The sequence below is a fragment of the Flavobacterium sp. 9R genome, from assembly GCF_902506345.1.
In the GTDB taxonomy this organism is placed as follows: Bacteria; Bacteroidota; Bacteroidia; order Flavobacteriales; family Flavobacteriaceae; genus Flavobacterium.
On sequence record NZ_LR733413.1, the window covers coordinates 1426350 to 1452144 of the forward strand.

Genomic DNA, 25795 nt, shown 5'->3' on the forward strand with positions numbered 1-25795 from the left:
GTGATTAGTGAAGAGTAATTGGTGAATAGCGTTTGTTTGCTAATTACTATTCATTAATTACTATTCACTAAGAATATGAAAATAATCTGTATCGGCAGAAATTATGCCAACCATATAGAAGAGTTGAAAAACGAACGACCAACGGAACCGGTGGTTTTTATGAAACCTGATTCGGCTATTTTGCTAAAGCAGCATCCATTTGTGATTCCAGAATTTTCGGAAGATATTCATCACGAAATTGAGTTGATTGTAAAAATTAGTAAAGTTGGAAAATACATCGAACCTAAGTTTGCACATAAATATTATGATGAAATTAGTGTTGGAATCGATTTTACAGCAAGAGATTTACAGGAAAAACTAAAACAAAAAGGGTTGCCTTGGGAAAAAGCAAAGGCTTTTGATGGATCGTCGGTGATTGGAGAATTTTTACCCAAAACGCAATTTAGTTCATTAGAAAATCTTACATTTGAGTTGACCAATAACGGGCAAACAGTTCAAAAAGGCTGTTCAAGTCATATGTTATGGGCGATTGACGAGTTGATTGCTTACGTTTCTCAGTTTTTTACTTTGAAAATTGGAGACATTATTTTTACTGGTACGCCAGCAGGAGTAGCATCCGTTCGTCCAAATGATATTTTAGAAGGATTTTTAGAAGGACAACAACTATTTAGAATACAAGTAAAATAATGGCTTTAAAATACAACCTCTCCAAAGTGTATGCACTTTCCGATAATGATCCAGAATTTGTGAAGCAAATTTTGATCTTATTTGTTACTGAAGTTCCAGAAGATTTAAAAAAAATCAAAGAGGGAATTAATAATAAAGACCACAAACAAGCCTATGCGTTTGCACATAAAATCAAGCCTACTTTAGATTTAATTGGTTTGAATGTTGCTTTCGAGGAAATACTTCAAGTAGAAGCTTGGACAAAAGTAGAGGGAAGAAAAAAAGATATTATTGAGACTTTTAAAAGTATAAAAAAGCGTGTAAAAGAAGCTGTTAAGGAAATCAAGAAAGATTTTGATTTATAGTTTTTTTTAATTTTTCTCTATCCATAATTTATTTACTATTAAATGAAAGCAGCCATAATTACTATCGGTGACGAAATTCTTATTGGTCAAATTGTTGATACCAATTCTGGTTATATTGCCAAAGCTTTGGATCGCATAGGAATTGAGATAAAAGAAATGTTGTCTATTAGTGATGACAAACAAGCTATATTGGATGCTTTTCTTTATTTGCAGAACAATGTTGATATTGTAGTTATAACTGGAGGATTGGGTCCTACAAAAGATGACATCACTAAGAAAACAATTTGTGACTATTTTGATGATGTATTAGTTCGAGATAGTGCTGTAGAAGCTCATGTGATTGCACTTATAGAGAAAGCGCTACAACGAAAAGCTTCGCAAATGAATATTGATCAGGCTTTGGTGCCTTCAAAGTGTACTGTTTTGCATAATGAAGTTGGTACTGCGCCGGGAATGTGGATTAAAAAAGAACAAACGCTCTTTGTTTCTTTGCCAGGAGTTCCTTATGAAATGAAGTATTTAGTAGATTATCAATTGGTGCCTAAGCTTGTTAAAGAATATGAGCGACCTTTTATTATTCATAAAACCGTTTTGACTTATGGCCAAGGTGAAAGTTTGGTAGCGGAACGTATAGAAGATTGGGAGAATGATTTGCCAAGTTTTATAAAATTAGCGTATTTGCCAGCGCCAGGAAGGGTTCGGCTGCGGTTAACAGCAAAAGGAAAGGATAAACAAATTCTGGAAACTGAATTAGAAATTCGATTAGCCGCTTTGAGTGCGCTAATTGGGGATATTATTGTTGGTTTTGATGAAGAGGAAACTTTAGAGTTTGTAATTGGGAAAAAATTAACTCAAAAAAATAAGACTTTAGCTACAGCAGAAAGTTGCACGGGAGGGAAAATTGCACACTTAATTACAGGTTTTCCAGGTGCTTCAAATTATTTTAAAGGGAGTGTGGTGGCTTATGCTACCGAGATGAAAACGAAGTTGTTAGAAGTCTCTTTGTCGACTATAGAAGCGTATAGTGTTGTTAGTGCAGAAGTAGCAAAAGAAATGGCAATAAATTGTCAAAAAATCTTCGAAACTGATTATGCAATTGCTACAACTGGTAATGCTGGACCATCAAAAGGGGATTCGGATGCTAGTGTTGGTAGCGTTTTTATTGCTTTGGCCACACCTAATGGTGTCATAGTTGAGGGCTTTAATTTTGGTCAACCCCGAGAAAAAGTAATAGATAGAGCGGTTACTAAGAGTTTGGAAATGTTGCAAAAAGAAATTTTAAAAATTGTGTAATTATTTTTTGTTTCATCCGTTTATTTTTCTTTTCTTTGCACCCTGATTTTGAATAACGATAAAAGATAAGCATAATGTCAAGAGTTTGTGACCTTACAGGTAAAAGAGCGATGGTAGGAAATAACGTTTCTCACGCTATGAATAAAACTAAGAGAAAGTTTTCTGTAAACTTAGTGAAAAAGCGTTTTTATCTTCCAGAAGAAGATAGATGGATTACTCTTAGAGTAGCAGCATCTACGATAAAAACAATTAACAAAAATGGAATTGCAGCTGTTTTGAAAAAAGCGCAGTCTGAAGGATTTATAAAATAATCTTTTTCCTAAATAAATATATAGCAAGATGGCAAAGAAAGGTAATAGAATCCAAGTAATTTTAGAATGTACTGAGCACAAAACAACTGGTGTTGCGGGAACTTCAAGATATATAACAACAAAGAACAAAAAAAATACTCCAGATAGATTAGAGATTAAAAAATTTAATCCAATCTTGAAACGTGTAACTGTTCACAAAGAAATTAAATAATTAAAGATTTTAATAGCCTCTAGTTTTTAAAAATTAGAAATTTATTAAAATATAAAAAACATTTAAATCATGGCAAAGAAAACCGTAGCATCGTTACAAACCGCTTCTAAGAGATTATCAAAAGCCATCAAAATGGTGAAATCTCCTAAGACTGGTGCATATACATTCGTAGAATCAATTATGGCTCCTGAAGCTGTTGATGAATTTTTGAAAAAGAAATAATTCATACACACATTATACATAAGCTACTTTCATTCGGAAGTAGCTTTTTTATTTTTTATATTTACGCTCTAAGTGAGTGATTGCCTTTTTATTGTATTTATAAATAACTACCCCATGAGTTTTTTTAAACGTATATTTTCTACTGAAAAGAAAGAGACTTTAGATAAAGGTCTTGAAAAAACGAAAGTTAACTTTTTTACTAAATTAACGAAAGCCGTTGCTGGAAAGTCAAAGGTTGATGATGATGTATTGGATAATTTAGAAGAGATTTTAGTAGCTTCGGATGTTGGAGTTGCTACTACTTTGAAAATTATTACACGTATTGAAAATCGTGTTGCAGCAGATAAATATTTAGGAGTTGATGAGTTAAATGCAATTCTTCAGGAAGAAATTGCTGGTTTGTTATCTGAAACCAATAATGGTGAAGCTACAGAATTTGTGGTTCCAATCAATACTAAACCTTATGTATTGATGGTGGTTGGTGTGAATGGAGTGGGTAAGACCACTACTATTGGTAAATTGGCTTATCAGTTTAAGAAGTCAGGGTACAATGTAGTTCTAGGTGCGGCGGATACTTTCCGTGCGGCAGCTATCGATCAGTTACAAATTTGGGCAGATCGTGTTGGAGTGCCTATAGTGCGTCAGGAGATGGGAAGTGACCCAGCTTCTGTAGCTTTTGATACTTTGCAATCAGCGGTGGCTCAAAATGCCGATATTGTGATTATTGATACTGCTGGACGTTTGCATAATAAAATCAATTTAATGAATGAGCTATCAAAAGTGAAACGTGTGATGCAAAAAGTGGTTGCTGATGCGCCTCATGATGTACTTTTGGTACTAGATGGTTCTACAGGCCAAAACGCTTTTGAACAAGCCAAACAATTTACAGCTGCTACCGAAGTTACTTCTCTTGCAGTTACGAAATTAGACGGAACGGCCAAAGGTGGCGTTGTGATTGGTATTTCGGATCAGTTCCAGATTCCTGTAAAATATATTGGAGTAGGTGAGGGAATTGAAGATTTGCAAGTCTTTAATAAGTTTGAGTTTGTAGATTCTTTCTTTAAATAATTTATATGAAAAATTTGAGTCCTTTATATTTGTACTTCATCAGTATGATTTGTCTTGTCCTAGCGAATTTTGTTAGAGGCAAAATGGATTATGCGTATGGCTTTTTTCTAGGAGTTGGTGTGGTTCTTTTTTTAATAGGTATTTACAAGAAGTTTAGTGCTAAGTAAAATTTGATAAAAGCTGATTTTTCCTTGCTTTTTTTGTACTAGTTTATTGTTTTTTCATCTTTTTAATTTTTCTTTTTGTTACTTTCCCTTTTGTTTTAAAATGTGGAATGCGAACTCTTTTTCTTTGTTTCTTTACTTGATTTACGCGTACTTTGTAATTAGAGCAGACGTGTTGTTGTGCACTGTTTTTCTAGCCCTGATGGGAACGGCATCCTTGTGGTCCCGGGGTTCGGGACGACAAGATATAGTGGACAGCAGGAAGTAGCTCCTAAAAAAAAAAGTCAATATAATATGAAAAAAGTAGTTGTAGTAGTAACCCTTTGTTTGTTTTTTTTAGGGTGCCAACCTAAAGTTGAGAAGGATTCGGTGACTTTGTTGAATGGGTATTGGGAGATTGAGAGAGTGGTTTTCGAGGAAGGTGAAGATAAAGAATACCCGAGCAATGATAGTTTTGATTATTTTGAAATTAAAGGCGATACCGGATTTAGAAAGAAAGTAATGCCGCAATTGGACGGTACGTTTCAGGCGAATGATTTGGTAGAAACGATTCGTATTCGAGAGAAAGATGATCAAATTTTTCTTGATTTCAAGACTGATTTTGCGCAATGGTCAGAGGAATTGGTAAGGATTGATGCAAAGGAATTGGTCTTGAGGAATGCAGAGCAAAAAGAGTATCACTATAAAAAAACAGGTCCGATAAAAATTATTGACAATGGCAAAACGACTAAATGATCAGAATACGGTAGGTGATGTCTTGAAGCATATTATTGAAGTTAATAAACTGCAAACGGGACTTAACCAGATTGATGTACGTGAAGCTTGGAAAAATTTGATGGGGAACGGTGTGAATCATTATACCAAAAATGTGATTTTGAAAGGGTCCGTTTTGTATGTTGAATTGTCTTCTTCTGTTTTACGGGAAGAATTGAGCCACGGGAAATCGAAAATAATTGCGATGATTAATGAGGAATTGCGTCGTGATGTGGTTAGAGACGTGGTGTTGAGATAAAGTAAAAGTGTTCAGTGTTCAGTAATTTAGTGTTCAATTTACTGTAGTTACTAAATCCCGTTTATTGAATTATAATTTTTAGGTAATAAAAAATCCCATTTTGTTTATAGCAAAATGGGATTTTTTTTATGAGATAACTATTTTTAGTGCATTTTACTGCCTACTAAAAACTGATCACTGATTACTAATTAGAATTGCTCTCTTCCAGCAAAGTGGAAAGCACCTTCGATAGCAGCATTTTCGTCGCTATCAGAACCGTGAACTGCATTTTCTCCGATAGAAGTTGCGTAAGCTTTACGGATAGTTCCTTCAGCAGCTTCAGCTGGATTAGTTGCTCCAATTAAAGTTCTGAAATCTTCCACTGCATTTTCTTTTTCTAAAATGGCAGCAACAATAGGACCACGAGTCATGAATTCTACTAATTCTCCAAAGAAAGGTCTAGCTGAGTGTACTGCGTAAAATGCTTGTGCGTCAGCAACAGTCAATTGCGTTAATTTCAAAGAAACAATTTTGAAACCTGCGTTAGTAATCATTGCTAAGATGTTTCCGATGTGTCCGTTTTCTACAGCATCAGGCTTAATCATTGTAAAAGTTCTATTTGTAGCCATTTTTTGGTTTTTTAAAATTTGGTGCAAAAATAGACTTTTTTTGCAAATACAATTTGTGAAATTGTCATTTTTAAGTCAATTTTTTGATTATGCGATAAAATAGTGTGATTATACTTTAAAAAACTGTTTCTTTTGGTAGAAATACCACAATAAAAGACTCCAAAAACCTACATAAAGCAAAGCAAAGGCCAGCGAAGCATTCATTGGATTTTGGAAATGAGGCAAAACTCCAAATTCATAACTGTAGGTCCAAAAGTCGATTGGAGTTTTATCTTTTGGATTTTGTACCGAAATCATTACCAAAGCTTGAGGAATGATTTGCGATAAAAAGAAAACAATCATAGGATTAACTCCCCAAACCAAAAATAACGTGATTCCTTTTTTGAAATTGAGTAGGTCGATGCAATAGTATAAAATCGTCAAGATAAGCGTGGCCAATCCAGCGGTATAAAGTACATACGAACTGGTCCATAAGGCTTTATTGATTGGGAAAACAAAATTCCAAAGCCAACCCAAGAGCAGTAATAGTGCTCCAATGCTCAGCATTTTTTGTGCTTTTGCTTTTTTGGATGCATTTATGTTGAGTAATTGCCCAATTTGAAGGCCTAATAAGCCTGTTACTATAGCAGGGATAGTACTTAAAACTCCTTCAGGATCCCAAGTTTTGGTAGCTTCCCAAACATGTCCTGATAACAACATTTGGTCCACCCAAGTAGCTAAATTGGTTCCTTTTTCGAGATTGGTAAGTGCAAAGCCTGGCGCAGGAACTAGAGTCATTAGTGCCCAATAGCCCAATAGTAAAACACTGCTAACGATGACTTGAATTTTGGGAGTGGTTTTTAAATACAAAAGAGAAGCGATGAAATATATAATTCCGATACGCTGCAAAACCCCAGGAAGACGTACGTTTTCATAAGCTGGGATACCGCTGTAAGCAAGGAACATAAAAAGAATAAAACATCCAATGGCCAAATAGGTTTTGGTTTTTTGATTGAAATTCCCCATTAAAGCATAACCAACAATAGCAGTTATAAGTAGACGAATAATCATTAATGGTGTTCCTTCAAGGTCTAAAAACTGAATTTTACCGAAAAAGTTAAAGAACAAACCTAGGTTTATCATCCGCAATGAACGAACAAAGATTTTGTTGAAGGTTGAACTATCATAGGTTTTAGTTGGCATGGCAAAAGCAATGGCGGTTCCCATGATGAAAACAAAAAATGGAAATACCAAATCGGTTGGAGTACAGCCGTGCCATTCTGCGTGTTGTAAGGGAGCATAAATCGTGGACCAACTTCCAGGATTATTGACAACAGTCATTAATAAAATAGTAAATCCTCGAAATACATCCAATGAAATCAGTCGGTCTTTGCTCATGAAAAAAGTAGGTTTTAAAAGGTAATAATGGTAAAATTGGTAGACAAAGGTTTTATTTCATCAACCAATTTAGGAAGTAGTTGCTCGCCATTTTCTAAATAAAATTCAGCAAAATTAGCTTGGCGTTCTTGCAAACTTTGGTTGGGGAAAAGTTCATTTTGAAGTGCCGTGATTCGGTTCAAACTATCGGCTAATTTTCGTTTTTGTGCTTTTAGTAATCTTTTTTCTAGCTGTTCGAGACCTTTAGTTTGTTTTACTTCTTGCGCTTTTACGGCACCTTCAAAAGAACGGTCGGTTTTGGAAGCGAGTTCGTTTAGGGTTTGAAACTGCTGTTGTAATTGCTGTTTCAAATCGCTCAAATCGATTGCAAATTCCGATAATTGTTTGGTTTTGTTGTTGATTAAACGGTTTTGTTTTTGGAATAAATCGCTCCAAGTCAAGGCTAAGGCATCGGCTTTTTTTAGCTGTTTTTCAGTAGCTAAAACTACGGAGTTACGCACAATAAGCATTGGAAAAGTCACTTTTACCGCATCAAAAAATGATTTTAGCTCTAACCAATAGGCTATTTCTCCACCACCACCAATATAGGCTAGATTGGGTAGAATAACTTCCTGATATAAAGGACGCATCACTACATTTGGACTAAATTTTTCGGGATGAAGTTCCAGTTCGGCGAGCAGTTCTTGTTCTGAAAAATGGCGTTTAGTATTGTTTATTTTGTACAATCCATCTTCAAAAATAATACGCTCTCTCAAGTCATCTTCAATAAAAAACAAATTGATTTCACGAGGATTGACTTGAACGGTATAGTTACCAAATTGCTCAATAGTTTCATTCACTTTTGAAAAAGCCGTTTGATGTTTCAACTCTTCCTCAACAAACGGAATAAATTGTCTTTTTAAATTGGCATCATCAGCATCCAAAATGACTAATCCGTAGTGACCAAATAAAGCATTGGCCAAATATCTGGTCGCGTCTGCTAGATTGGTATGCTTCAAATAGGCTTCTTGAAATAGTGTTTTTAGCGTTTCGGCATTGGTACTACTTCCTAACTCTAGTGCAAAAATCGCTAAAAAATCTTCGAGACCTTCAGTGGTTAAACGTCCTACTGGTCCAGTACTTTCTCTGTTCCAACAGAATTTTTTTCCTTTGAAAGTAAAGTAATTGATTTCTTCAAAATCATGGTCTTCGGTAGCCATCCAATAGACTGGGACAAAATTTTGTTCAGGATATTTTTGTTGTAATTCCTTAGTCAGATTGATGGTCGAAATGATTTTATATAGAAAATACAAAGGTCCGCTGAATAAATTCAGTTGATGACCTGTTGTAATGGTATAGGTATTGGAATGATTTAAAAGGTTGATGTTGTTTAAAGTTGCCGATGAAGCATTGATTTTAGCATATTGGGCTTCTAGAGCAGCAACTAAAACGGCTCTTTTATTGTCTTCGAAGTTGGCTTTCTTTTCTTCTATTTGAGGGCCAAAGTTTTCAACAGTTGGGAATCGATGGTACAATGGCTGTACGTTTGGTTTTTGGTCTAAATAATCATTGATTAGTGAGGAAAAATACCCTGAATTTTGAAAGCTGATACAGTCGGATGGCATAATTAAAATAGATTTAGGGCTAAATTACCAAAAAAAGCGGAATTAAATGGCTTCCCTTTTTGAATAGCAATGCATTTTAACTTATTATTGTAATTCTAAACCACTAACTAAAACCACCACAAATGACCCCAGATACTCCTTCTAAAGGAAAAAATTCATTGCAGCATGTGCTTTTTGGCAGTTTGATAGGAACGACCATTGAGTTTTTTGATTTTTATATTTATGCCAATGCCGCGGTATTGGTTTTTCCACAACTTTTTTTCCCGAGTACAGATGCTACTATGGCTACGTTGCAGTCACTAGCTACGTTTTCGATTGCTTTTTTATCACGTCCCTTGGGGTCGGCTTTTTTTGGTCATTTTGGAGATAAGATAGGTCGTAAATTTACCTTGGTAGCCGCATTACTTACTATGGGAGTTTCTACTGTTGCCATTGGTTTTCTGCCGAGTTATGCTAGTATAGGTATTGCTGCACCTTTGTTGTTGATGTTGTGTCGTTTTGGGCAAGGCGTTGGTCTTGGAGGAGAGTGGGGAGGAGCTGTTTTACTAGCCATCGAAAATGCGCCACCCAATAAAAGAGCTTGGTACGGAATGTTCCCACAGTTAGGCGCTCCGATAGGTTTGTTGCTTTCAGGAGGGACTTTTTTGCTTTTAACTGACAGTATGAGTAACGATGATTTTATGAATTATGGTTGGCGAATTCCCTTTATAGCCAGTTCGCTTTTGGTAGTGGTTGGTTTTTATATTCGAACTAAAATTTCTGAAACGCCTTCTTTTGAGCAGGCTAAAAAAGTAGAAGAAGAAGTGAAAATACCGTTTCTTACTTTGCTTACCTCTTACAAGAATCAATTGATTTTTGGAACCTTGGCGGCAGTGACTACTTTTTTGGTTTTTTATTTAATGACGGTATTTACGTTAAGTTGGGCAACCTCTGATTTGGGTTTCACCAAAAGAGATGCTCTGTTGATTCAGTTGTTTTCCGTACTCTTTTTTGCTCTGTTTATTCCTGTTTCGGCAGTGGTTGCAGATGCTATTGGGCGTAGAAAAATGCTTATTTTCGCTACTATTGCCATAGCTGTTTTTGGTTTTTTCTTCCAATTTTTTCTTAGTTCGGGAAGTGCTGTATTGGTAACTGTTTTCGTTTGTATCGGAATGGCATTAATGGGATTTACCTATGGTCCTTTAGGCACCTTTTTGTCTGAGTTGTTTCCAACACAAGTCCGCTATTCAGGAGCTTCCTTAACCTTTAATTTAGCAGGAATATTTGGTGCTGCTTTTGCTCCTATGATTGCCATTTGGTTGGCTACGGATTATGACATTTCGTATGTGGGGTATTATTTGACGGGGGCTGCTTGTCTTTCTTTACTTGCTTTGCTAGCAATTAGTAGAGCTGAGCATAAATTCTAAAATTAAAAAAGGCTGTCCATGTTTTTCGGACAGCCTTTTTTTTATCGTTTTAAGCTAAAGTGGCTTTTAAATTCAGAACCGTTTTTTCGAGTAACCGTGAACCAATAGTCAGTAGCTGGAAGTACACGACCAAAATATGTTCCATCCCAAGAATCATTATTTCTTAATTCTTTGACCAGTTTACCATAGCGGTCAAATATTCTAATGGACGAATTAAGTTTTAAATAGTTAAAATCAATTGTCCAACTATCGTTGAAGCCATCATTATTTGGCGTAAAGAATTTTGGATATGGAAGTTCATCTACCAAATTAATACATTCATCATTTGTCGCATCAAGAATAGTAATTAAAATTGGGATTCGGGTACTTTCGCAATTGTTTACAGTTTGAGAGGCGTAATAGGTTATTCCGTTAGTTAGTAAAGTGGATTCAGGTAAACTTATCAAAGACGTGAGACTATCGAACCAATTTATATTTTGTCCTAAAATCGAAATATCGCTAATTTTTGCATTTTTTTGAACGCAAAAGGATTGTATTGAATCTGCTGTTGGTGGAGTACTATCTTGTATAATTGAAGTAACCGCTAGTCGTTCACTTTCACAACCATTAATTGTTTGTGCTGCAAAGTAGGTCTTTCCGTTTTGAAGAGTAGTGTTGTTTGATAAAAGGTTGCCACCTACTTGAGCATCATACCACTTGATGGTAGTTCCAGAAATAGTTAAGTTAGAAAGAAGTGGATTTTCATCGATACAAAATTGTTGATTGCTTTTCGCTAATGGTAATGGTGTATCTTGAATTCTAATTAGAATTGGAATTCTACTACTTTCACAACCTATGGTTTGAGAAGCATAATAGGTAGTATTGTTTACTAACAATTTGTCATTAGGGAGAGTAATTGTCGAAATAGCACTATCATACCATTTTATATTTTGTCCTGATATCTTTATAGTACTAAGCGATGCATTTTCATTTTTACAAAAAGATTTAAATGTGTTTGCAGTGGGGCTAGGCGGAGTATTTATAATCGAAACAGTAATTCCTAATCGTTTACTTTCACAATTATTAATGGTTTGAGTAGCGTAATAAGTTGTGCCATCAATAAGATTTGTAGTTGCTGCTATGGAAGAACCATTACTAGATGCATCGTACCATTTTATGTCGGTTCCAGTTATTTGAATAGCAGCAATCGTTGGGTTTTGATTACTACAAAAGGTTTGATTTGTATTTGTGATTGGTGTAGGTGTATTTTGAATATTGATTAAAACAGCAGTTCTCTCGCTTTCGCAGCCGTTTAAAGTTTGTGATGCATAGTAAGTAACGCCGTTTTGCAAAGAAGTATTACTAGCGAGTAGATTTCCATTGGTTAAAGCATCATACCATTTTACATTTTGCCCTGTGATGGCAATCGAATTTAAAGTTGTATTTTGTTGGATGCAAAAGGTTTGGGGAGAGGTTGAAACAGGCAAAGGTTGAGCATTAATAATTACCTTTTGCTCTTGAGTAACCGAATTTCCATTTCCATCTTGATAGAGCCAAACAATCGTGTAAGTTCCGGGTAAATTATAAGATAGCGGACTTGCAGAAGTAGCTGTAATTGTTCCTGCACAAGCATCTGTAGCAGTTGGGGTTGTTGTAATTGAGGTGTGACAGTCTCCTGAAATAGTAGGTAATGTTGTTAAATCTGGTATAGGTGCTTCTGCATCTCCAACGAAAACCTCTATACTTTTTGTGTCATCACAACCTCCTGTTCCAGTAATGTTACAATAATACTTGCCACTATTTATGGCAGTAGCATTAGTAATTGTAGGGTTTTGCAGTGATGAAGTAAATCCATTGGGACCAGTCCAGGAATAATTGGTTCCACCTGAGGCCTTAAGTTCAAGAGTAGAGCCCACGCAAATAGGATAGTTGCTTGTGATTGAGGGGTTTGAAAGGCAATCTTGGAATTTAGCAAGGAATAAATTACCACCTGATAATGAAGGAAATACAGTGCCTGATGTTCCCAAATTTGTACTTCCAAAAGTATTACCCATTGTGTAAATGTTACCTTGACTATAAGAAATACTTTCAATATAGTCTTGGCCATCACCTCCATAGTAGGTACCCCAACTGAGATTTCCATCTGTATCAAATTTTGCTATGAAGCCTTCGTCAGAACCATTTGTTGTTACTTGGTAACTATCAGGTGTAGCTATATCTGTTGTACTTCTTGTATTACCAGTAATGTATATATTTCCATCTTCAGATGTACAGCTACTTTCACTTTTGTCTCGACTAGATGGTGATGAAGAGTTTGAACCGTAATATGTTCCCCATTGCCTAACGCCGTTAGGATTAAATTTTGCTATAAATGCATTGACTCCATCCTGAATTAGGTTTTCTTTATAGGCACCAACTGTAGCTATATTATTGATGCTGTTTGTTGTTCCTGAGATATAGATATTGTTGAATTTATCAGAACCAATTCCCGTGATACGATCGAAATAATCATTCACTGATATAAAAAAAGAAGCATCCCCTCCGTAATAAGTACACCATATTCGTTGTCCTATTGGATTAAACTTAACGACAAAACCATCCATATGATGCATTTGAGTTTGATGTGCTCCAACAGTTGAAATATCGGGTTGGTTAGCATTCAAAATCAAATATTGACCTGCAAAGATTAGATTGTTGTCATTGTCTATTGTAGACAAGTTTATTTTTCCAGGAAAATAGCTTCCATAGATTCTATTGCCAGTTGGTGAGAATTTAGCAATAAATCCACAACCTCCAAAAGTGTCATTATTGGTATTTTGATATGCATCAGTAGTAATTATTCCATCCGTACTGTGGGTTTCTCCTGCTAAGATTATATTTTCTTGATTATCTAGACTAATGGTGTTAATCCAATCATGGCTAGTACCTCCATATAATGTTCCCCAAATTTGATTACCATTGGCGTCAAATTTTAGAAGTATTCCATCTTTAGCAAAATCGGAATTTTTAGTTTTATGAGCTCCAGTAGTAGTAAGGTAATTTCCGGAGCCATCGAGGTAATCAGAGCCTGCAAGATAGATTTCACTATTAGAATTTAAAGCAAGGTCAGAAATGTAAGCGGAGTTAATATAACTACCCCAAATTCTCATTCCATTAGTGTCAAATTTAGCAAAGAACGAGGCGTCTCCAATTGAAATTTTAGTGGATTGAAATGCACCTGAAGTTGCTATGTTGGTAGCGCTTGAAGTTTCTCCTGCTATAATTACTTGATTGTTTTTATCTACTTTTATTTTCCTTGCTAAAAAAGACCCGCTATTTCCACCATAATACGTCCCCCATAGCCTAATGGGTACAGGGTCAATTACCACAGTTTTGCCAGATACATTTTCAGCACTTTCAAAGCCATACACATTCTTCTTAATTTTTTTATATCCAACCGCAATCTCTTTTTTAACTTCTCCATCTTCAGTCCAACTGGCAGGTAGGGTTTCCTCCATTTCGCCAAAACGAACACTCATTCGGATTTTATTGTCAACTAATGCTGTTTCAGCTCCTTTAAATTTTAATTGTATATCTGATATATTTCCTTTTGGGTGGATTACAAAATTGTATTCTACGGTTTTTAATGTGTCTTTTGGAACCGTGAAAACCACATCAATGTTAGGGTAAATGTTTTTATAGGTGATTTGTTGGTATCTATGAACTTTCAAAACACCATTGGGCTTATTGGAAACGTTATAAAAATTATCGTAATCTTTCGATTTTTCTTCTTTTATGAGTTCTACATTAGGATTTGAATTCATAAAGTCAATGTCTATCCTATGGTAAATGCGTTCTAAAGAATATTCAGGAATTACTTCTTTATTTTTTTTGGGTTGTAATGATGGATGAATTTTTGCTTTTTGCTTTTCAGTCAGTGGATTTTTTTTGGTTTCATAAATATCATATGAAAAACCATTAGTTTTAATTTGAACATTCAATCCAGATGAGTTTAGAAGATATTTTACTGCATCATTGGGGTTGCCATTTTGGTTTATAATTTGGCCTTTATTCTCTTTAAAACCAATTGTTTTGTTTTTATTTTGAGCAAAAGAAGAAGTGATTATTAAAATAAGTAGTAGGAATATTTTGTATTTCATTTTTCAAATTTAACAGGCATAAATGTAGCTAATTATATATAAAAAGAGCAATCTATCTTCGAGATTATGTGTATTTTTTAATTAAAATTTTGGCAACCAATCTTTTTCAAAAAAAACAATTTTTATCCCTTATTTTTGCATCAAAACAATCTCACTCTTGAAACCAAAACTCTTTCTCATCACTCCACCGTTTACGCAACTGAATACCCCGTATCCAGCGACGGCATATATCAAAGGTTTTTTGAATACCCTTGAATTACCCTCAGAGCAAGCGGATTTGGGGATTGAGGTGATTTTGAAATTGTTTTCGAAAGAAGGACTTCAAAATTTGTTCAAAGTTCAAGGTTTAAAGTTTAAAGTTTCTGAGCAAATTATTTCGGATAATTCGAAACGTATAATTGCCCTACAAGACGAATATATCAAATCCATAGATCCAGTGATTGCTTTTTTGCAAGGCAAAAATCCAACTTTGGCTTTGCAAATTTGTCAAGAAGATTATTTGCCCGAAGCGTCACGTTTTGCGCAATTGGAGGAGTTGGATTGGGCCTTTGGTACGATGGGAACACAAGATAAAGCCAAACATTTGGCAACTTTGTATCTTGAAGACCTTTCGGATTTTATAGTCGAATGTGTCGATGAAAATTTTGGTTTTAGTCGCTATGCCGAACGTTTGGGTCGAAGCGCCAATTCATTCGACGAGTTATACGAAGCTTTGCAAATAGAACCTAGCTATATTGATGGTATTTTATTGTCTATTTTAGAAGAAAAAATAGCCAGAATTCAGCCAGAATTGTTTCTGATTTCTGTGCCTTTCCCCGGGAATTTGTACAGCGCTTTTCGTTCGGCTCAATGGGTGAAAAAGCACTATCCGCATATCAAAATTGCTATGGGAGGCGGTTTTCCTAATACCGAATTGCGTTCGCTTTCGGACGCTCGAGTGTTTGAGTTTTTCGATTTCATTACTTTAGATGACGGGGAACTTCCTGTTGAATTACTAATTTCTAATATTCAAAATCCAAATACCAAAGAATTCAAACGAACTTTTATTTTAGAAGAGGGAAAAGTCGTTTATAAAAACAATGCTTCAAGACCTGATTATAAACAATCGCAAGTTGGTACTCCAGATTATACGGATTTGCTGTTGGATAAATACATTTCGGTAATCGAAGTGGTGAATCCGATGCATCGGATGTGGAGCGATGGGCGTTGGAACAAGTTGACGATGGCGCATGGTTGTTATTGGGGCAAATGTACTTTTTGTGACATCTCTTTGGATTACATCAAAATCTACGAACCTATAGCTGCCAATTTGTTGTGTGACCGAATGGAAGAAATGATGACACAAACGGGTCAGAATGGCTTTCATTTTGTTGACGAAGCAGCACCACCAGCTTTAATGCGAGCTTTAGCACTCGAAATTTTACGCCGAAAATTATCGGTTACTTGGTGGACGAATATCCGTTTTGAGAAAAGTTTTTCGGCCGATTTATGTCGATTACTCAAAGCTTCTGGTTGTATAGCAGTTTCAGGTGGTTTGGAAGTAGCTTCTGACCGATTGTTGCAATTAATTGATAAAGGAGTAACGGTTGAGCAAGTGGCCAAAGTGACTCGCAATTTTACGGAATCAGGTATTATGGTGCATGCGTATTTGATGTACGGTTACCCAACCCAAACGGTTCAAGAAACGATAGACAGTCTCGAAATGGTCCGTCAATTGTTTGAAGCGGGTGTGTTGCAATCCGGATTTTGGCACCAGTTTGCCATGACCGCTCACAGCCCAGTAGGATTGTATCCTGAAAAATTTGGTGTTACACCAGAACTCATTCCATTACAAGGTTCAGAGAAGGGGATTTTTGCCATCAATGACATTAATTATACAGACAAGACAGGTATTGACCACGAAAAATTTAGTTTCGGATTGAAGAAATCGTTGTTTAATTTTATGCACGGTATTTGTTTCGACTTTGAGCTGCAAGAATGGTTTGATTTCAAAATTCCAAAAACCAAAATTCACCCTGATTTTATTTTTAATGCACTTCAAGAAGAAGAAAATTTCAACACCAAACCTACAGCCAAAGTAGTTTGGTTGGGAGGAAAACCTTCGGTTGAATATTTCACAAAATCCAAAAAAGGTAATTCTTGGGAACTCGTTAAATTGACCTTTCACGATAAAAAAGAAAGTTTTGCTGTTCAAACCAATAAAGCTGAAGGCGAATGGTTGGTTGCTATTTTAGACAAAATTGCCGTTTCACAATCCAAAGTGTATACTTATCAAGAACTTAAAACTGATTTTGAACACCACTTACCCGATTTTGAGCTGTTTTGGTATTCAAAACCGATGCAAACGTTGCAGTCCTTTGGATTATTAATTTTATAATTTCTTTACAATTTTCTTTCGAAATCTATCGTTAGTAAAACCATTTACTATGATTTCTTGTAAAACAGTTAGCTACTTACTAATTTTTGCATAAATCTCGCTTTAGCTGTATTACGAAAACGTTTTCTTTAATTACATTTACCAGTAATAAAAACGTAAACATGAGTAGTAGTTATCAACTAAAAGTAAATGATACTTTTCATTTCGAATGCGATGCAGTCTCAGCCAATGCGCTGGATGCGGTTGCGACAACTGACAATCAATTTCATATTTTAAGTGAAAACAAGCGGTATCAAGCTCAGATTATAGCTGCTGATTTTCATAAGAAGGAATACACTATTGAAGTGAACAATTCAGTGTATACTGTTGCCATTGCTGACGCTTTGGACCTTTTGATTAAAGAAATGGGATTTGATACCAGCACGGTACAAAAAGTAAATGCCATTAAAGCACCTATGCCTGGTTTAATTTTAGAAATCAATGTGAGTGTGGGACAAACCGTTCAAGAAAACGATAATTTACTCATTTTGGGAGCGATGAAAATGGAAAACAGTTTTCAGTCGCCACGAAATGGAGTAATCAAATCGATTGCTGTAGCTGTTGGCGATGCCGTAGATAAAGGACAATTGTTAGTAGAATTTGAATAGAAAAAAAATGAAAAAAATACTAGTTGCCAATAGAGGAGAAATCGCGATTCGCGTGATGAAAACTGCTCGAAAAATGGGAATCAAAACAGTGGCTGTGTATTCTACTGTAGACCGAAACGCGCCTCACGTAGCTTTTGCAGATGAAGCGGTTTGTATTGGTGAAGCACCATCCAATCAGTCCTATTTGTTAGGAAGTAAAATTATAGAAGTTGCCAAATCGGTAAAAGCAGATGCGATTCATCCAGGGTATGGTTTCTTGAGCGAAAATGCTGAGTTTGCCGAAGAAGCTGAAAAAAATAACATCATATTCATTGGTCCAAAATCCAAAGCCATTCATATAATGGGTAGTAAATTGGCAGCCAAGGAAGCCGTTCTACAATACGATATTCCAATGGTTCCTGGAGTGGACCACGCGATTACCGATATTGAAGAGGCTAAGCTTACCGCAAAAGCTATTGGTTTTCCTATTCTAATCAAAGCTTCTGCAGGAGGTGGCGGAAAAGGGATGCGCGTTGTAGATAATGAAGCCGATTTTGAAGCGCAAATGAACCGAGCTATTAGCGAGGCAGTGGCTGCTTTTGGAGACGGAGCAGTTTTTATTGAAAAATATGTGGCGTCGTCAAGACATATCGAAATTCAAGTGATGGCTGATAGTCACGGCAATGTGTTGTACTTGTTTGAAAGAGAATGTAGTATTCAACGTCGTCATCAAAAAGTAGTGGAGGAAGCGCCCTCTGCGGTTATCACTCCTGAAATTCGAAAAAGAATGGGTGAAGCCGCTGTATTGGTTGCTAAATCTTGTGATTATTTAGGTGCAGGAACCGTGGAATTTTTGGTAGATGAACAATTGAATTTTTATTTCTTAGAAATGAATACGCGTTTGCAAGTAGAGCATCCTGTTACTGAAATTATTGCTGGAGTCGATTTAGTCGAAATGCAAATTCGTGTGGCTAGAGGCGAAGCGCTTACATTGCAACAAGAAGATTTGAAAATTCACGGTCACGCTGTAGAATTACGTGTGTATGCCGAAGATACTTTGAATGGATTTTTACCGAGTGTAGGTAATCTAGAAGTATACCAATTGCCAGAAGGCGAAGGTGTCCGAGTGGATAACGGATATGCTCAAGGAATGGATGTGCCTATTTATTATGACCCGATGTTGGCCAAATTAATCACTTACGGAGCCACTCGTGAAGAAGCTATTCAGCGTATGGAACAAGCTATTGCTGATTATAAAGTGGAAGGCGTGCAAACCACATTACCTTTTGGTGCTTTTGTAATGCAGCACGAGGCGTTTCGTTCGGGAGATTTTGATACCAATTTTGTAAAGAAGTATTACAATCCTGAGATTTTAAAAGAACAAACCCAGAAAGAAGCATTGATTGCAGCAAAATTGGCTTTGCAACAGTATTTACAGGACCAAAAAGTGCTTCGATTGCCTAATTAAATAGGTGCTTGGTACATTTTAATAATAACAGAAAAGTATGGAATCTAAAATAAAAGTATTAAACGAAAAAATAGCACTAGCCCAATTGGGTGGTGGTCAAGCCCGAATTGATAAACATCACGCTGGTAAGAAACTAACCGCAAGAGAGCGAGTGATGTATTTGTTGGACGAAGGTTCTTTTGAAGAAATTGGGATGCTGGTTACTCATAGAACTACCGATTTTGGTATGGAGAAGGACCTGATTTACGGAGATGGTGTAGTTACAGGTTACGGCACCATTAATGGAAGATTGGTCTATGTTTTTGCCCAAGATTTCACCGTTTTTGGTGGTTCTTTGTCCGAAACACACGCAGAGAAAATTTGCAAAGTAATGGATATGGCACTGAAAGTGGGTGCGCCAATGATTGGATTAAATGACTCTGGAGGTGCCCGAATTCAAGAAGGTGTTCGTTCTTTGGGAGGTTACGCTGATATTTTTTATCGCAATGTACAATCTTCAGGGGTTATTCCACAAATTTCGGCAATTATGGGACCTTGTGCGGGAGGTGCGGTGTATTCCCCAGCGATGACCGATTTTACTATGATGGTAGAAAACAACAGTTATATGTTTGTTACGGGTCCCAATGTAGTGAAAACGGTAACCAATGAGGAAGTATCTTCAGAAGCTTTAGGTGGAGCCGTAACGCACGCTTCCAAATCGGGAGTGGCACATTTAACTGCTCCCAACGGAGTGGCTTTGTTGAACAGTATCAAAAATCTTTTGAGCTATTTGCCACAAAATAATAAAGAAACGACTCCAAAAGTACCTTATGTTTTGGGTGATGAAGTACGAATGGAATTGGCTACGATTATTCCAGACAGTGCCAACAAACCGTATGATATGCACGAAGTGATTCGAGGGATTATTGATGCCGATTCTTTTTATGAAATTCATAAAGAGTATGCCGAAAATATTATTGTTGGATTTGCCCGTTTGGGAGGAAGAAGTATCGGAATTGTAGCCAACAATCCAATGTTTTTAGCCGGTTGTTTGGATGTGAAGAGTTCGATCAAAGCCGCGAGATTTGTGCGTTTTTGTGATAGTTTCAATATTCCGTTGTTGGTGTTGGAAGACGTTCCAGGTTTCTTACCAGGAACCGACCAAGAATGGAACGGAATCATTGTACACGGTGCTAAATTATTATATGCTTTTAGTGAGGCGACCGTGCCAAGAGTGACGGTGATTACTCGAAAAGCCTATGGAGGTGCTTATGATGTAATGAATTCAAAACACATTGGTGCCGATATGAATTTTGCTTGGCCTACGGCAGAAATTGCGGTAATGGGTGCCAAAGGAGCTTCTGAAATTATCTTCAAAAAAGAAATTAGCGAAGCCGAAGACCATGAAGCGAAGTTATTAGAAAAAGAAGCGGAATATGCTGAGTTATTCGCCAATCCGTATACCGCAGCACAACGCGGATTTATAGATGAGGTTATTCTTCCAGAAGATACCCGTCGAAAGTTGTTGAAAGCCTTCAGTATGCTCGAAGGAAAAACAGTCAATAGACCAGACAGAAAACACGGTAATATTCCGTTGTAGTTCATTGGAGTAAAACAACAAAACCACCTGAATAAGGTGGTTTTGTTGTTTTTATAGAGTTATGTTTGAGGGTTTAGCAAAAAAAACGAAAGCCAATACCGTGTAGGTTTTCAATGGAAATGCCAGGTTCATTGGCTAAAATTTTACGCAATCTCGAAATAAAAACATCCAAGCTGCGACCCATAAAATAATCATCATCACCCCAAAGTGCAGTTAGGATTTCTTCTCGTTTTAAGACGACATTTTTATTGTCGAGAAATAACTTCAATAACTCGGATTCTCTTTGGGTTAATTTTATTTTTTCGGAGGCATTCCAAAGCAAGTAGTTTTTGGTGTCGAAGGTGTATTTTCCAATTTGATAGGGAGCAGATTCGAGTTTGTCCTGTTTTTGAGAACGCTTTAAGAAAATTTCAATCTTGAGCAATAACTCTTCGATGCTAAAGGGTTTTACCAAATAATCATCGGCGCCCAAACGCAATCCTTTGATGCGGTCTTCTTTGAGTGTTTTGGCCGAAAGGAAAATGATGGGAATATGAGTATCGATTTTTCGTATGGCTTCGGCCAATTCAAAACCATCTTTTTTGGGCAACATAATGTCGAAAATACAGATGTCAAAATCAATTTTATGAAAGCATTCTAAAGCAGCCACGCCATCTTCACAATGGTAAACATCGTACTGATTTTGTTCTAAATTGTCTTTTGTCAAAAAAGCCAAAGTGGCATCATCTTCGACATATAAAATTTTTGGATTATTCATTTTTTATCGGCAATACTAAAGTTATAGTTGTCCCAAAAGTCTCGTTGTTTTTTGCAGTTATTTTCCAATGATGTAAATCGCAAATTTTTTTTACATAATACAGCCCTAGTCCAAAACCATTGATTTCATTGCTTTTTTTGGATGGAATTCGGTAGAATTTATCAAAAATAAAAGGAATTTTTTTAGGTTCAATCCCAATTCCGTTATCGATGCAGTCAATTTGTAAATGCTGTTTGGTATCGGTAAAACGAAGTGTGATTTCGGGTGTTTTTTCGCAATATTTTATCGCATTGTCTACTAAGTTATAGATGATGTTTGAAAAATGAAAAACATCACCGTTTAGTTGAGTTTTGCTACTTTGATTATCTAAATGAAACACCACCATTGGATGTTTGAGTTGACAGTTTTCTATGATTTCTTTGATGATGGGAAGAAATTCAAACGTAGTTTTTTGGAGTTGCAAGGGCCTAGCATCCGATTTGGCAACCGTCAAAATCTTCTCGATGTGCTGGTTCAGTTTGTTGCTTTGCTCCACAATGATTTGTGCATATTTTTCCAGCTTTTCGTCATCAGTAATTGGTTTTTGTTTGCTCAAATAATTCGAAGCAATGAGTATAGACGACAAAGGTGTTTTGAATTCGTGAGTCATATTGTTGATGAAATCACGTTGCAAATCGGAATATTTTTTTTGTTGCAAAAGCGTATAAATTGAATACACATAAATCAAAAGAATCAACACCAAAACTAAAGAAAGCACAAACCAAAACTTAAGAGAACTGAATAAGAAGCTCGTTTCGTTGGGAAAACGAATGGCAAAATAATAGACCAAGTTTTTGTGTTTGGGAAAATGAATGGAATGTTTAGAAGTGTCTTTTTCGTCAAGGGAAACATAATTGCCATAGACCATTTCGTCGCTCTGACAATTATAAATTGCATATTCAAAATCTGTAGTAACGCCCAACTTTTTGAAAACGGATTTGAGGTAAAATTCCAAAATCGAGGCATCAAAATCATTCTCTACGTTGACGATGTAATAATCATTAGAGATTTTTTGCACTGGATTTTGCACTGGAATTTCCTGATTGTTGCCTTTGTACAAGTTTTTAGCTACTTCATACAATGCTATATGAGCTTTTTGACTGAATTTTTTTTCTTCGATTCGAAAAGCTTCTTTGGTCCATAATAGTTGTGCCAATAAAATACCGATGATGGCAATGAGTCCAATGACAATGATACTATTGAGGCGATTGATTTTCAAGAAAGGGTCTTTTTTTGATGTAATATTAAGTAAAAATAAGTTGTTTTTAAGGCATTAACAAGTCGTTAACAATCATTTGAATTTGTTTAACAGCAATCCCAAAAAGAGTAACTATATTTGAAAAATAGAAAACTAAACAATTAAATATAGAAATTATGAAAATGTTAAAAATCTCTTTATTGGCAGTAGCTTTTGGATTAATGTCTTTCTCAGCTATTACTCCAGTTAAAACAATGGTAACCAAAGTAGCAAATTATGCAAGCGTTTTGGTTTGGAAATCAGAAACTATTGATGTGGGTTCTATCCCTCAAGGTACTCCAAAACCTATTATTTTTGAATTCAAAAACACTGGAAAAACTCCTGTAATTTTGACTAATGTTCAAGGTTCTTGTGGTTGTACAGCTACTAATTATACTAAAACTCCAATCGCTCCAGGAAAATCAGGAACGGTTACTGCTACTTACAATGCAGCAGCTATGGGAGCTTTTACTAAAACAGTAACTGTTACTTCTAATGCAGAAGCGACTCCAAAAGTATTAACTATCAAAGGAACAGTAGTTGCGGCTACAGTGAAAAGCTAATACATTATAGATTATAAAAGCAATCAAACCACTCTCAAAAGGGTGGTTTTTTTGTGCGTTTACTTTTCAGGTGAAAAAAATTAGACGCTTAGGGTATCAAATGGGAAGTGAATTTATAAAAAGGCGAATGCTATAAATTCATTTGGTATTATTTGATTAGAAAATGAAATAATAGTATCTAAATTTACTAATCTATCCCTTTAAATTTGTAGCTTATGTTAAATAAATTTCCAAAATTAATGTTTTTAAATAAGTTACGTTTTGCTTTGGTTTTGTTGCTAGCGATGAATCTATCGGCACAACAAAAACAAGAAAGCTCTAATTATTATACTTTGTCAGGTCGAGTAAACCCACTCGAGAATAATCAAGTACTTCTTATTGGTTCGGCTGCTTCGGTGGCTTTTGAGTTTACGGGTTCGACTTGTGCTATTTCGCTTCAAAGTGTGGATGGTTTTGAACATCATAATTATGTTTCTTTGGTAGTAGATGGTCAGTATCTGGGCCGTTTACGAATAGAAAAAGGAAGTGCTCAATCTTTTCCAATACAAGTTACTTCTGCTCAAAAAACACACCGATTAGAGGTGTATAAAGCCACGGAGGCGGCCAATGGCAGTGTACTTTTTGCAGGCACCACAGCCCAAGTGATTCCTTCGAAAACAAAAATCAAAAAGAAAAAGAAAATCGAGTTCATTGGTGATTCTATTACTTGTGGAATGGGCAATGATTCCAATCCGATTCCTTGTGGGTCGGGCGAATGGTACGATCAACACAACGGCTATTTGGCCTACGGACCAGTGCTTTCTAGACGTTTGGATGCAGATTATTTGTTGAGTTCTGTTTCTGGAATTGGAATGTATCGCAACTGGAATGACGAGCATTTGGAAGAAGCTATTATGCCTGATGTTTACGAAAATTTACATTTGAACAAAGACCAATCCAAATCGTATGATTTTGCATTTCAGCCGGATTTGGTGAGTATTTGTTTGGGTACTAATGACCTTTCGGATGGTGATGGAAAAAAGCCTAGATTGCCTTTTAATGAAGAAAAATACGTAGCGAATTATATTGATTTTATCAAAACGGTATACAAACATTCACCCAATACCCGAATTGTTTTGTTGACCAGCCCTATGGTTTCGGGAGATCGTAATGTGACTTTGGTGAGATGCTTGAAAAAAGTAATCCAAGCTTTTGAAACGGACAAAGCTCACAAACCGATAGGCTTGTTCGAGTTCCAGCCGATGTCTCCGAAAGGTTGTGGTTATCATCCCGATATTGCTGATGATAAAGTGATGGCCGACCAATTAAATCCTTTCTTTAAAAAATTACTCGATGCAAAATAACATCTTTAGAATTGTTTTCTTACTGATACTTTCAAATACCGCCTTCGCCAATGTTACGCTTCCGAATGTTTTTTCGGATAATATGGTTTTGCAACGCAATGCTGATGTGACATTTTGGGGTTGGGCAAATCCGCAGGAAGAAGTAGTGATTACTCCAAGTTGGAACAATGAAACGTACAAAATCAAAGCGAACAATCAAGCCCAATGGGAAATTAAGATTCCAACGCCCAAAGAAGGAGGGCCTTATACAATTACCATAAAAGGGTACAACGAACTTGTTCTTAAAAATATTTTGATTGGAGAAGTTTGGATTTGTTCTGGGCAATCAAATATGGAAATGAATGCCGGATGGGGAATAACCAATGGCGATGAAGCAGTAAAAAATGCCACAAATACCACCATAAGATTCTTTTCAATCCCCAAATTAACAGCGTCCACAACGCAAAATAATGTATCTGGAACTTGGACCACCTGTACACCAGAGACGATGAAATACTTTAGCGCTGTGGGCTATTTTTTTGGGCAGCGTTTACAAGAAGAATTAAAAAATGTACCGATTGGTTTGATTTCATCCAATTGGGGAGGAACGCCAGCGGAGATTTGGATGCCCGAAGAAGTGATTCAAAAGGATGCTGTTTTGTTGGAAGCTGCCAAAACTAGAAAAGAAGAAAGTTACGGTCCCAATCAGCCGGGACGCGCCTTTAATGCTATGATTTATCCGTTGACTAAATTCAAAATTGCAGGGGCCTTATGGTACCAAGGAGAAAGCAATGTGGGATCTACAGTTTATGATAAAACCCTCACGGCTTTGATTACTTCGTGGAGACAATTGTGGCAGTACGACTTTCCGTTTTATGTGGTGCAAATTGCTCCTTATAAGTATGGAGAAGATCATTTTGGTGGTGCTGTGATTCGCGATGCTCAGCGAAAAGTAGTCCAACAAGTTCCCAATACAGGATTGGTGGTTACTAGCGATATTTCGCCTATTGATGATATTCATCCAAAGGATAAAAAATCGGTGGGGATTCGATTGGGTAATTTGGCTTTGGCAAATATTTATAAAACAAACAAAACATTGGTGAATGGTCCATTGTTTAAAGCCATAAAAATGGAAAAAAGTAAAGTACTAGTCACTTTTGACTATGCAGAAGGCTTGTATTTTAAGGATAAAAAATCCAATTTGTTTGAAGTTGCGGGTGCTGACAATGTGTTTTATAAAGCAACAGCTGTGATTAAGAATAATTCGGTCATCGTACAATCTGATAAAGTAAAGGCGCCGACTAAAGTGCGTTACGCTTGGAAAAATACGGATCAAGCTACACTTTTTAATCAAGCGAATTTACCGGCTTCGACTTTTATAAGTGAGTAAGTACATAGCATA

General features: G+C 36.2%; 23 protein-coding genes. 17 read left to right on the top strand and 6 right to left on the bottom strand.

Annotated elements, in window-relative coordinates:
- Window positions 1-75 precede the first annotated feature (75 nt).
- The 9 genes from FLAVO9AF_RS06300 (at window position 76) to FLAVO9AF_RS06340 (ending at window position 5312) form a co-directional block, all read left to right on the top strand.
- Complete coding sequence (locus FLAVO9AF_RS06300) at window positions 76-687, top strand: fumarylacetoacetate hydrolase family protein (protein ID WP_159685865.1); 612 nt, start codon at window positions 76-78, stop codon at window positions 685-687.
- Window positions 687-1031 carry an Hpt domain-containing protein gene (locus FLAVO9AF_RS06305; protein ID WP_159685868.1) on the top strand — a complete coding sequence of 115 codons (345 nt, stop codon included), beginning with the start codon at window positions 687-689 and terminating at the stop codon, window positions 1029-1031. The genes FLAVO9AF_RS06300 and FLAVO9AF_RS06305 overlap by 1 nt, the downstream gene beginning before the upstream one ends.
- Before the next feature lie 42 nt (window positions 1032-1073).
- A complete protein-coding gene (locus FLAVO9AF_RS06310; protein WP_159685870.1) occupies window positions 1074-2324 on the top strand; it encodes a CinA family nicotinamide mononucleotide deamidase-related protein in 1251 nt (416 codons plus the stop codon).
- Window positions 2325-2398: 74 nt separating this feature from the next.
- Window positions 2399-2635: a 50S ribosomal protein L28 gene (rpmB, locus tag FLAVO9AF_RS06315; RefSeq protein WP_024980263.1), complete on the top strand. Its 237-nt coding sequence runs from the start codon at window positions 2399-2401 to the stop codon at window positions 2633-2635.
- 28 nt (window positions 2636-2663) lie between these two features.
- Window positions 2664-2846 carry a 50S ribosomal protein L33 gene (gene rpmG, locus FLAVO9AF_RS06320; protein WP_007805817.1) on the top strand — a complete coding sequence of 61 codons (183 nt, stop codon included), beginning with the start codon at window positions 2664-2666 and terminating at the stop codon, window positions 2844-2846.
- Between the two features lie 69 nt (window positions 2847-2915).
- Window positions 2916-3068 (top strand): DUF4295 domain-containing protein, encoded by a 153-nt coding sequence (locus FLAVO9AF_RS06325; RefSeq protein ID WP_066310049.1) that lies wholly within the window; start codon window positions 2916-2918, stop codon window positions 3066-3068.
- A gap of 114 nt (window positions 3069-3182) precedes the next feature.
- Entirely contained in the window at window positions 3183-4136 is a 954-nt protein-coding gene (gene ftsY / locus FLAVO9AF_RS06330; RefSeq protein ID WP_159685873.1) for a signal recognition particle-docking protein FtsY, read from the top strand.
- Window positions 4137-4594: 458 nt separating this feature from the next.
- Window positions 4595-5035: a hypothetical protein gene (locus FLAVO9AF_RS06335; protein WP_159685876.1), complete on the top strand. Its 441-nt coding sequence runs from the start codon at window positions 4595-4597 to the stop codon at window positions 5033-5035.
- Entirely contained in the window at window positions 5016-5312 is a 297-nt protein-coding gene (locus FLAVO9AF_RS06340) for a DUF721 domain-containing protein (RefSeq protein ID WP_159685879.1), read from the top strand. Before FLAVO9AF_RS06335 ends, FLAVO9AF_RS06340 begins: the two co-directional genes overlap by 20 nt.
- Window positions 5313-5500: 188 nt before the next feature.
- On the opposite strand, the gene FLAVO9AF_RS06345 is transcribed toward FLAVO9AF_RS06340, so the two are convergent.
- The 3 genes from FLAVO9AF_RS06345 to bshC all read right to left on the bottom strand — a co-directional run bounded on the left by FLAVO9AF_RS06345 (window position 5501) and on the right by bshC (window position 8901).
- Window positions 5501-5920 (bottom strand): nucleoside-diphosphate kinase, encoded by a 420-nt coding sequence (locus FLAVO9AF_RS06345; protein WP_064715300.1) that lies wholly within the window; start codon window positions 5918-5920, stop codon window positions 5501-5503.
- Window positions 5921-6028: 108 nt separating this feature from the next.
- Window positions 6029-7297, bottom strand: a complete 1269-nt coding sequence (locus tag FLAVO9AF_RS06350; protein WP_159685881.1) for an acyltransferase family protein — start codon at window positions 7295-7297, stop codon at window positions 6029-6031.
- Window positions 7298-7311: 14 nt separating this feature from the next.
- Entirely contained in the window at window positions 7312-8901 is a 1590-nt protein-coding gene (gene bshC / locus FLAVO9AF_RS06355; RefSeq protein WP_159685884.1) for a bacillithiol biosynthesis cysteine-adding enzyme BshC, read from the bottom strand.
- 122 nt (window positions 8902-9023) lie between these two features.
- On the opposite strand from bshC, the gene FLAVO9AF_RS06360 reads away from it, so the two are divergent.
- On the top strand, window positions 9024-10307 hold the full coding sequence (locus FLAVO9AF_RS06360; RefSeq protein WP_159685886.1) for an MFS transporter: 1284 nt from the start codon (window positions 9024-9026) through the stop codon (window positions 10305-10307).
- Window positions 10308-10348: 41 nt separating this feature from the next.
- Here the strand turns inward: FLAVO9AF_RS06360 and FLAVO9AF_RS06365 are convergent, their stop codons facing one another.
- A complete protein-coding gene (locus FLAVO9AF_RS06365) occupies window positions 10349-14425 on the bottom strand; it encodes a T9SS type B sorting domain-containing protein (RefSeq protein ID WP_159685889.1) in 4077 nt (1358 codons plus the stop codon).
- A 157-nt stretch (window positions 14426-14582) separates the two neighbouring features.
- Here FLAVO9AF_RS06365 and FLAVO9AF_RS06370 point away from each other — a divergent pair, with 157 nt between their 5' ends.
- The 4 genes from FLAVO9AF_RS06370 (at window position 14583) to FLAVO9AF_RS06385 (ending at window position 20475) form a co-directional block, all read left to right on the top strand.
- Window positions 14583-16802 carry a radical SAM protein gene (locus FLAVO9AF_RS06370; RefSeq protein WP_159685891.1) on the top strand — a complete coding sequence of 740 codons (2220 nt, stop codon included), beginning with the start codon at window positions 14583-14585 and terminating at the stop codon, window positions 16800-16802.
- A gap of 161 nt (window positions 16803-16963) precedes the next feature.
- On the top strand, window positions 16964-17449 hold the full coding sequence (locus FLAVO9AF_RS06375) for an acetyl-CoA carboxylase biotin carboxyl carrier protein subunit (RefSeq protein WP_159685894.1): 486 nt from the start codon (window positions 16964-16966) through the stop codon (window positions 17447-17449).
- A 7-nt stretch (window positions 17450-17456) separates the two neighbouring features.
- On the top strand, window positions 17457-18896 hold the full coding sequence (locus FLAVO9AF_RS06380) for an acetyl/propionyl/methylcrotonyl-CoA carboxylase subunit alpha (protein ID WP_159685896.1): 1440 nt from the start codon (window positions 17457-17459) through the stop codon (window positions 18894-18896).
- A gap of 37 nt (window positions 18897-18933) precedes the next feature.
- A complete protein-coding gene (locus FLAVO9AF_RS06385; protein ID WP_159685898.1) occupies window positions 18934-20475 on the top strand; it encodes an acyl-CoA carboxylase subunit beta in 1542 nt (513 codons plus the stop codon).
- A gap of 73 nt (window positions 20476-20548) precedes the next feature.
- On the opposite strand, the gene FLAVO9AF_RS06390 is transcribed toward FLAVO9AF_RS06385, so the two are convergent.
- Window positions 20549-21232, bottom strand: a complete 684-nt coding sequence (locus tag FLAVO9AF_RS06390) for a response regulator transcription factor (RefSeq protein WP_159685900.1) — start codon at window positions 21230-21232, stop codon at window positions 20549-20551.
- Complete coding sequence (locus FLAVO9AF_RS06395; RefSeq protein ID WP_159685902.1) at window positions 21225-22490, bottom strand: sensor histidine kinase KdpD; 1266 nt, start codon at window positions 22488-22490, stop codon at window positions 21225-21227. The genes FLAVO9AF_RS06390 and FLAVO9AF_RS06395 overlap by 8 nt, the downstream gene beginning before the upstream one ends.
- Window positions 22491-22645: 155 nt before the next feature.
- On the opposite strand from FLAVO9AF_RS06395, the gene FLAVO9AF_RS06400 reads away from it, so the two are divergent.
- From FLAVO9AF_RS06400 to FLAVO9AF_RS06410, 3 genes are all read left to right on the top strand, one after another.
- Window positions 22646-23071 carry a DUF1573 domain-containing protein gene (locus FLAVO9AF_RS06400; RefSeq protein ID WP_159685904.1) on the top strand — a complete coding sequence of 142 codons (426 nt, stop codon included), beginning with the start codon at window positions 22646-22648 and terminating at the stop codon, window positions 23069-23071.
- Between the two features lie 215 nt (window positions 23072-23286).
- The gene (locus FLAVO9AF_RS06405) at window positions 23287-24414 is read left to right on the top strand and encodes an SGNH/GDSL hydrolase family protein (RefSeq protein WP_236552286.1); all 1128 of its coding nucleotides are present in this window, start codon (window positions 23287-23289) and stop codon (window positions 24412-24414) included.
- Window positions 24404-25783, top strand: a complete 1380-nt coding sequence (locus FLAVO9AF_RS06410) for a sialate O-acetylesterase (RefSeq protein ID WP_159685906.1) — start codon at window positions 24404-24406, stop codon at window positions 25781-25783. The genes FLAVO9AF_RS06405 and FLAVO9AF_RS06410 overlap by 11 nt, the downstream gene beginning before the upstream one ends.
- Window positions 25784-25795: the final 12 nt, after the last annotated feature.

Excerpts from the sequence above, each read along its gene's own strand:
- FLAVO9AF_RS06300 (WP_159685865.1), top strand. The coding sequence starts at position 76 with ATGAAAATAATCTGTATCGGCAGAAATTATGCCAACCATATAGAAGAG.
- FLAVO9AF_RS06305 (WP_159685868.1), top strand. The coding sequence starts at position 687 with ATGGCTTTAAAATACAACCTCTCCAAAGTGTATGCACTTTCCGATAAT.
- FLAVO9AF_RS06310 (WP_159685870.1), top strand. The coding sequence starts at position 1,074 with ATGAAAGCAGCCATAATTACTATCGGTGACGAAATTCTTATTGGTCAA.
- rpmB (WP_024980263.1), top strand. The coding sequence starts at position 2,399 with ATGTCAAGAGTTTGTGACCTTACAGGTAAAAGAGCGATGGTAGGAAAT.
- rpmG (WP_007805817.1), top strand. The coding sequence starts at position 2,664 with ATGGCAAAGAAAGGTAATAGAATCCAAGTAATTTTAGAATGTACTGAG.
- FLAVO9AF_RS06325 (WP_066310049.1), top strand. The coding sequence starts at position 2,916 with ATGGCAAAGAAAACCGTAGCATCGTTACAAACCGCTTCTAAGAGATTA.
- ftsY (WP_159685873.1), top strand. The coding sequence starts at position 3,183 with ATGAGTTTTTTTAAACGTATATTTTCTACTGAAAAGAAAGAGACTTTA.
- FLAVO9AF_RS06335 (WP_159685876.1), top strand. The coding sequence starts at position 4,595 with ATGAAAAAAGTAGTTGTAGTAGTAACCCTTTGTTTGTTTTTTTTAGGG.
- FLAVO9AF_RS06340 (WP_159685879.1), top strand. The coding sequence starts at position 5,016 with ATGGCAAAACGACTAAATGATCAGAATACGGTAGGTGATGTCTTGAAG.
- FLAVO9AF_RS06345 (WP_064715300.1), bottom strand. The coding sequence starts at position 5,920 with ATGGCTACAAATAGAACTTTTACAATGATTAAGCCTGATGCTGTAGAA.
- FLAVO9AF_RS06350 (WP_159685881.1), bottom strand. The coding sequence starts at position 7,297 with ATGAGCAAAGACCGACTGATTTCATTGGATGTATTTCGAGGATTTACT.
- bshC (WP_159685884.1), bottom strand. The coding sequence starts at position 8,901 with ATGCCATCCGACTGTATCAGCTTTCAAAATTCAGGGTATTTTTCCTCA.
- FLAVO9AF_RS06360 (WP_159685886.1), top strand. The coding sequence starts at position 9,024 with ATGACCCCAGATACTCCTTCTAAAGGAAAAAATTCATTGCAGCATGTG.
- FLAVO9AF_RS06365 (WP_159685889.1), bottom strand. The coding sequence starts at position 14,425 with ATGAAATACAAAATATTCCTACTACTTATTTTAATAATCACTTCTTCT.
- FLAVO9AF_RS06375 (WP_159685894.1), top strand. The coding sequence starts at position 16,964 with ATGAGTAGTAGTTATCAACTAAAAGTAAATGATACTTTTCATTTCGAA.
- FLAVO9AF_RS06380 (WP_159685896.1), top strand. The coding sequence starts at position 17,457 with ATGAAAAAAATACTAGTTGCCAATAGAGGAGAAATCGCGATTCGCGTG.
- FLAVO9AF_RS06385 (WP_159685898.1), top strand. The coding sequence starts at position 18,934 with ATGGAATCTAAAATAAAAGTATTAAACGAAAAAATAGCACTAGCCCAA.
- FLAVO9AF_RS06390 (WP_159685900.1), bottom strand. The coding sequence starts at position 21,232 with ATGAATAATCCAAAAATTTTATATGTCGAAGATGATGCCACTTTGGCT.
- FLAVO9AF_RS06400 (WP_159685904.1), top strand. The coding sequence starts at position 22,646 with ATGAAAATGTTAAAAATCTCTTTATTGGCAGTAGCTTTTGGATTAATG.
- FLAVO9AF_RS06405 (WP_236552286.1), top strand. The coding sequence starts at position 23,287 with ATGTTAAATAAATTTCCAAAATTAATGTTTTTAAATAAGTTACGTTTT.
- FLAVO9AF_RS06410 (WP_159685906.1), top strand. The coding sequence starts at position 24,404 with ATGCAAAATAACATCTTTAGAATTGTTTTCTTACTGATACTTTCAAAT.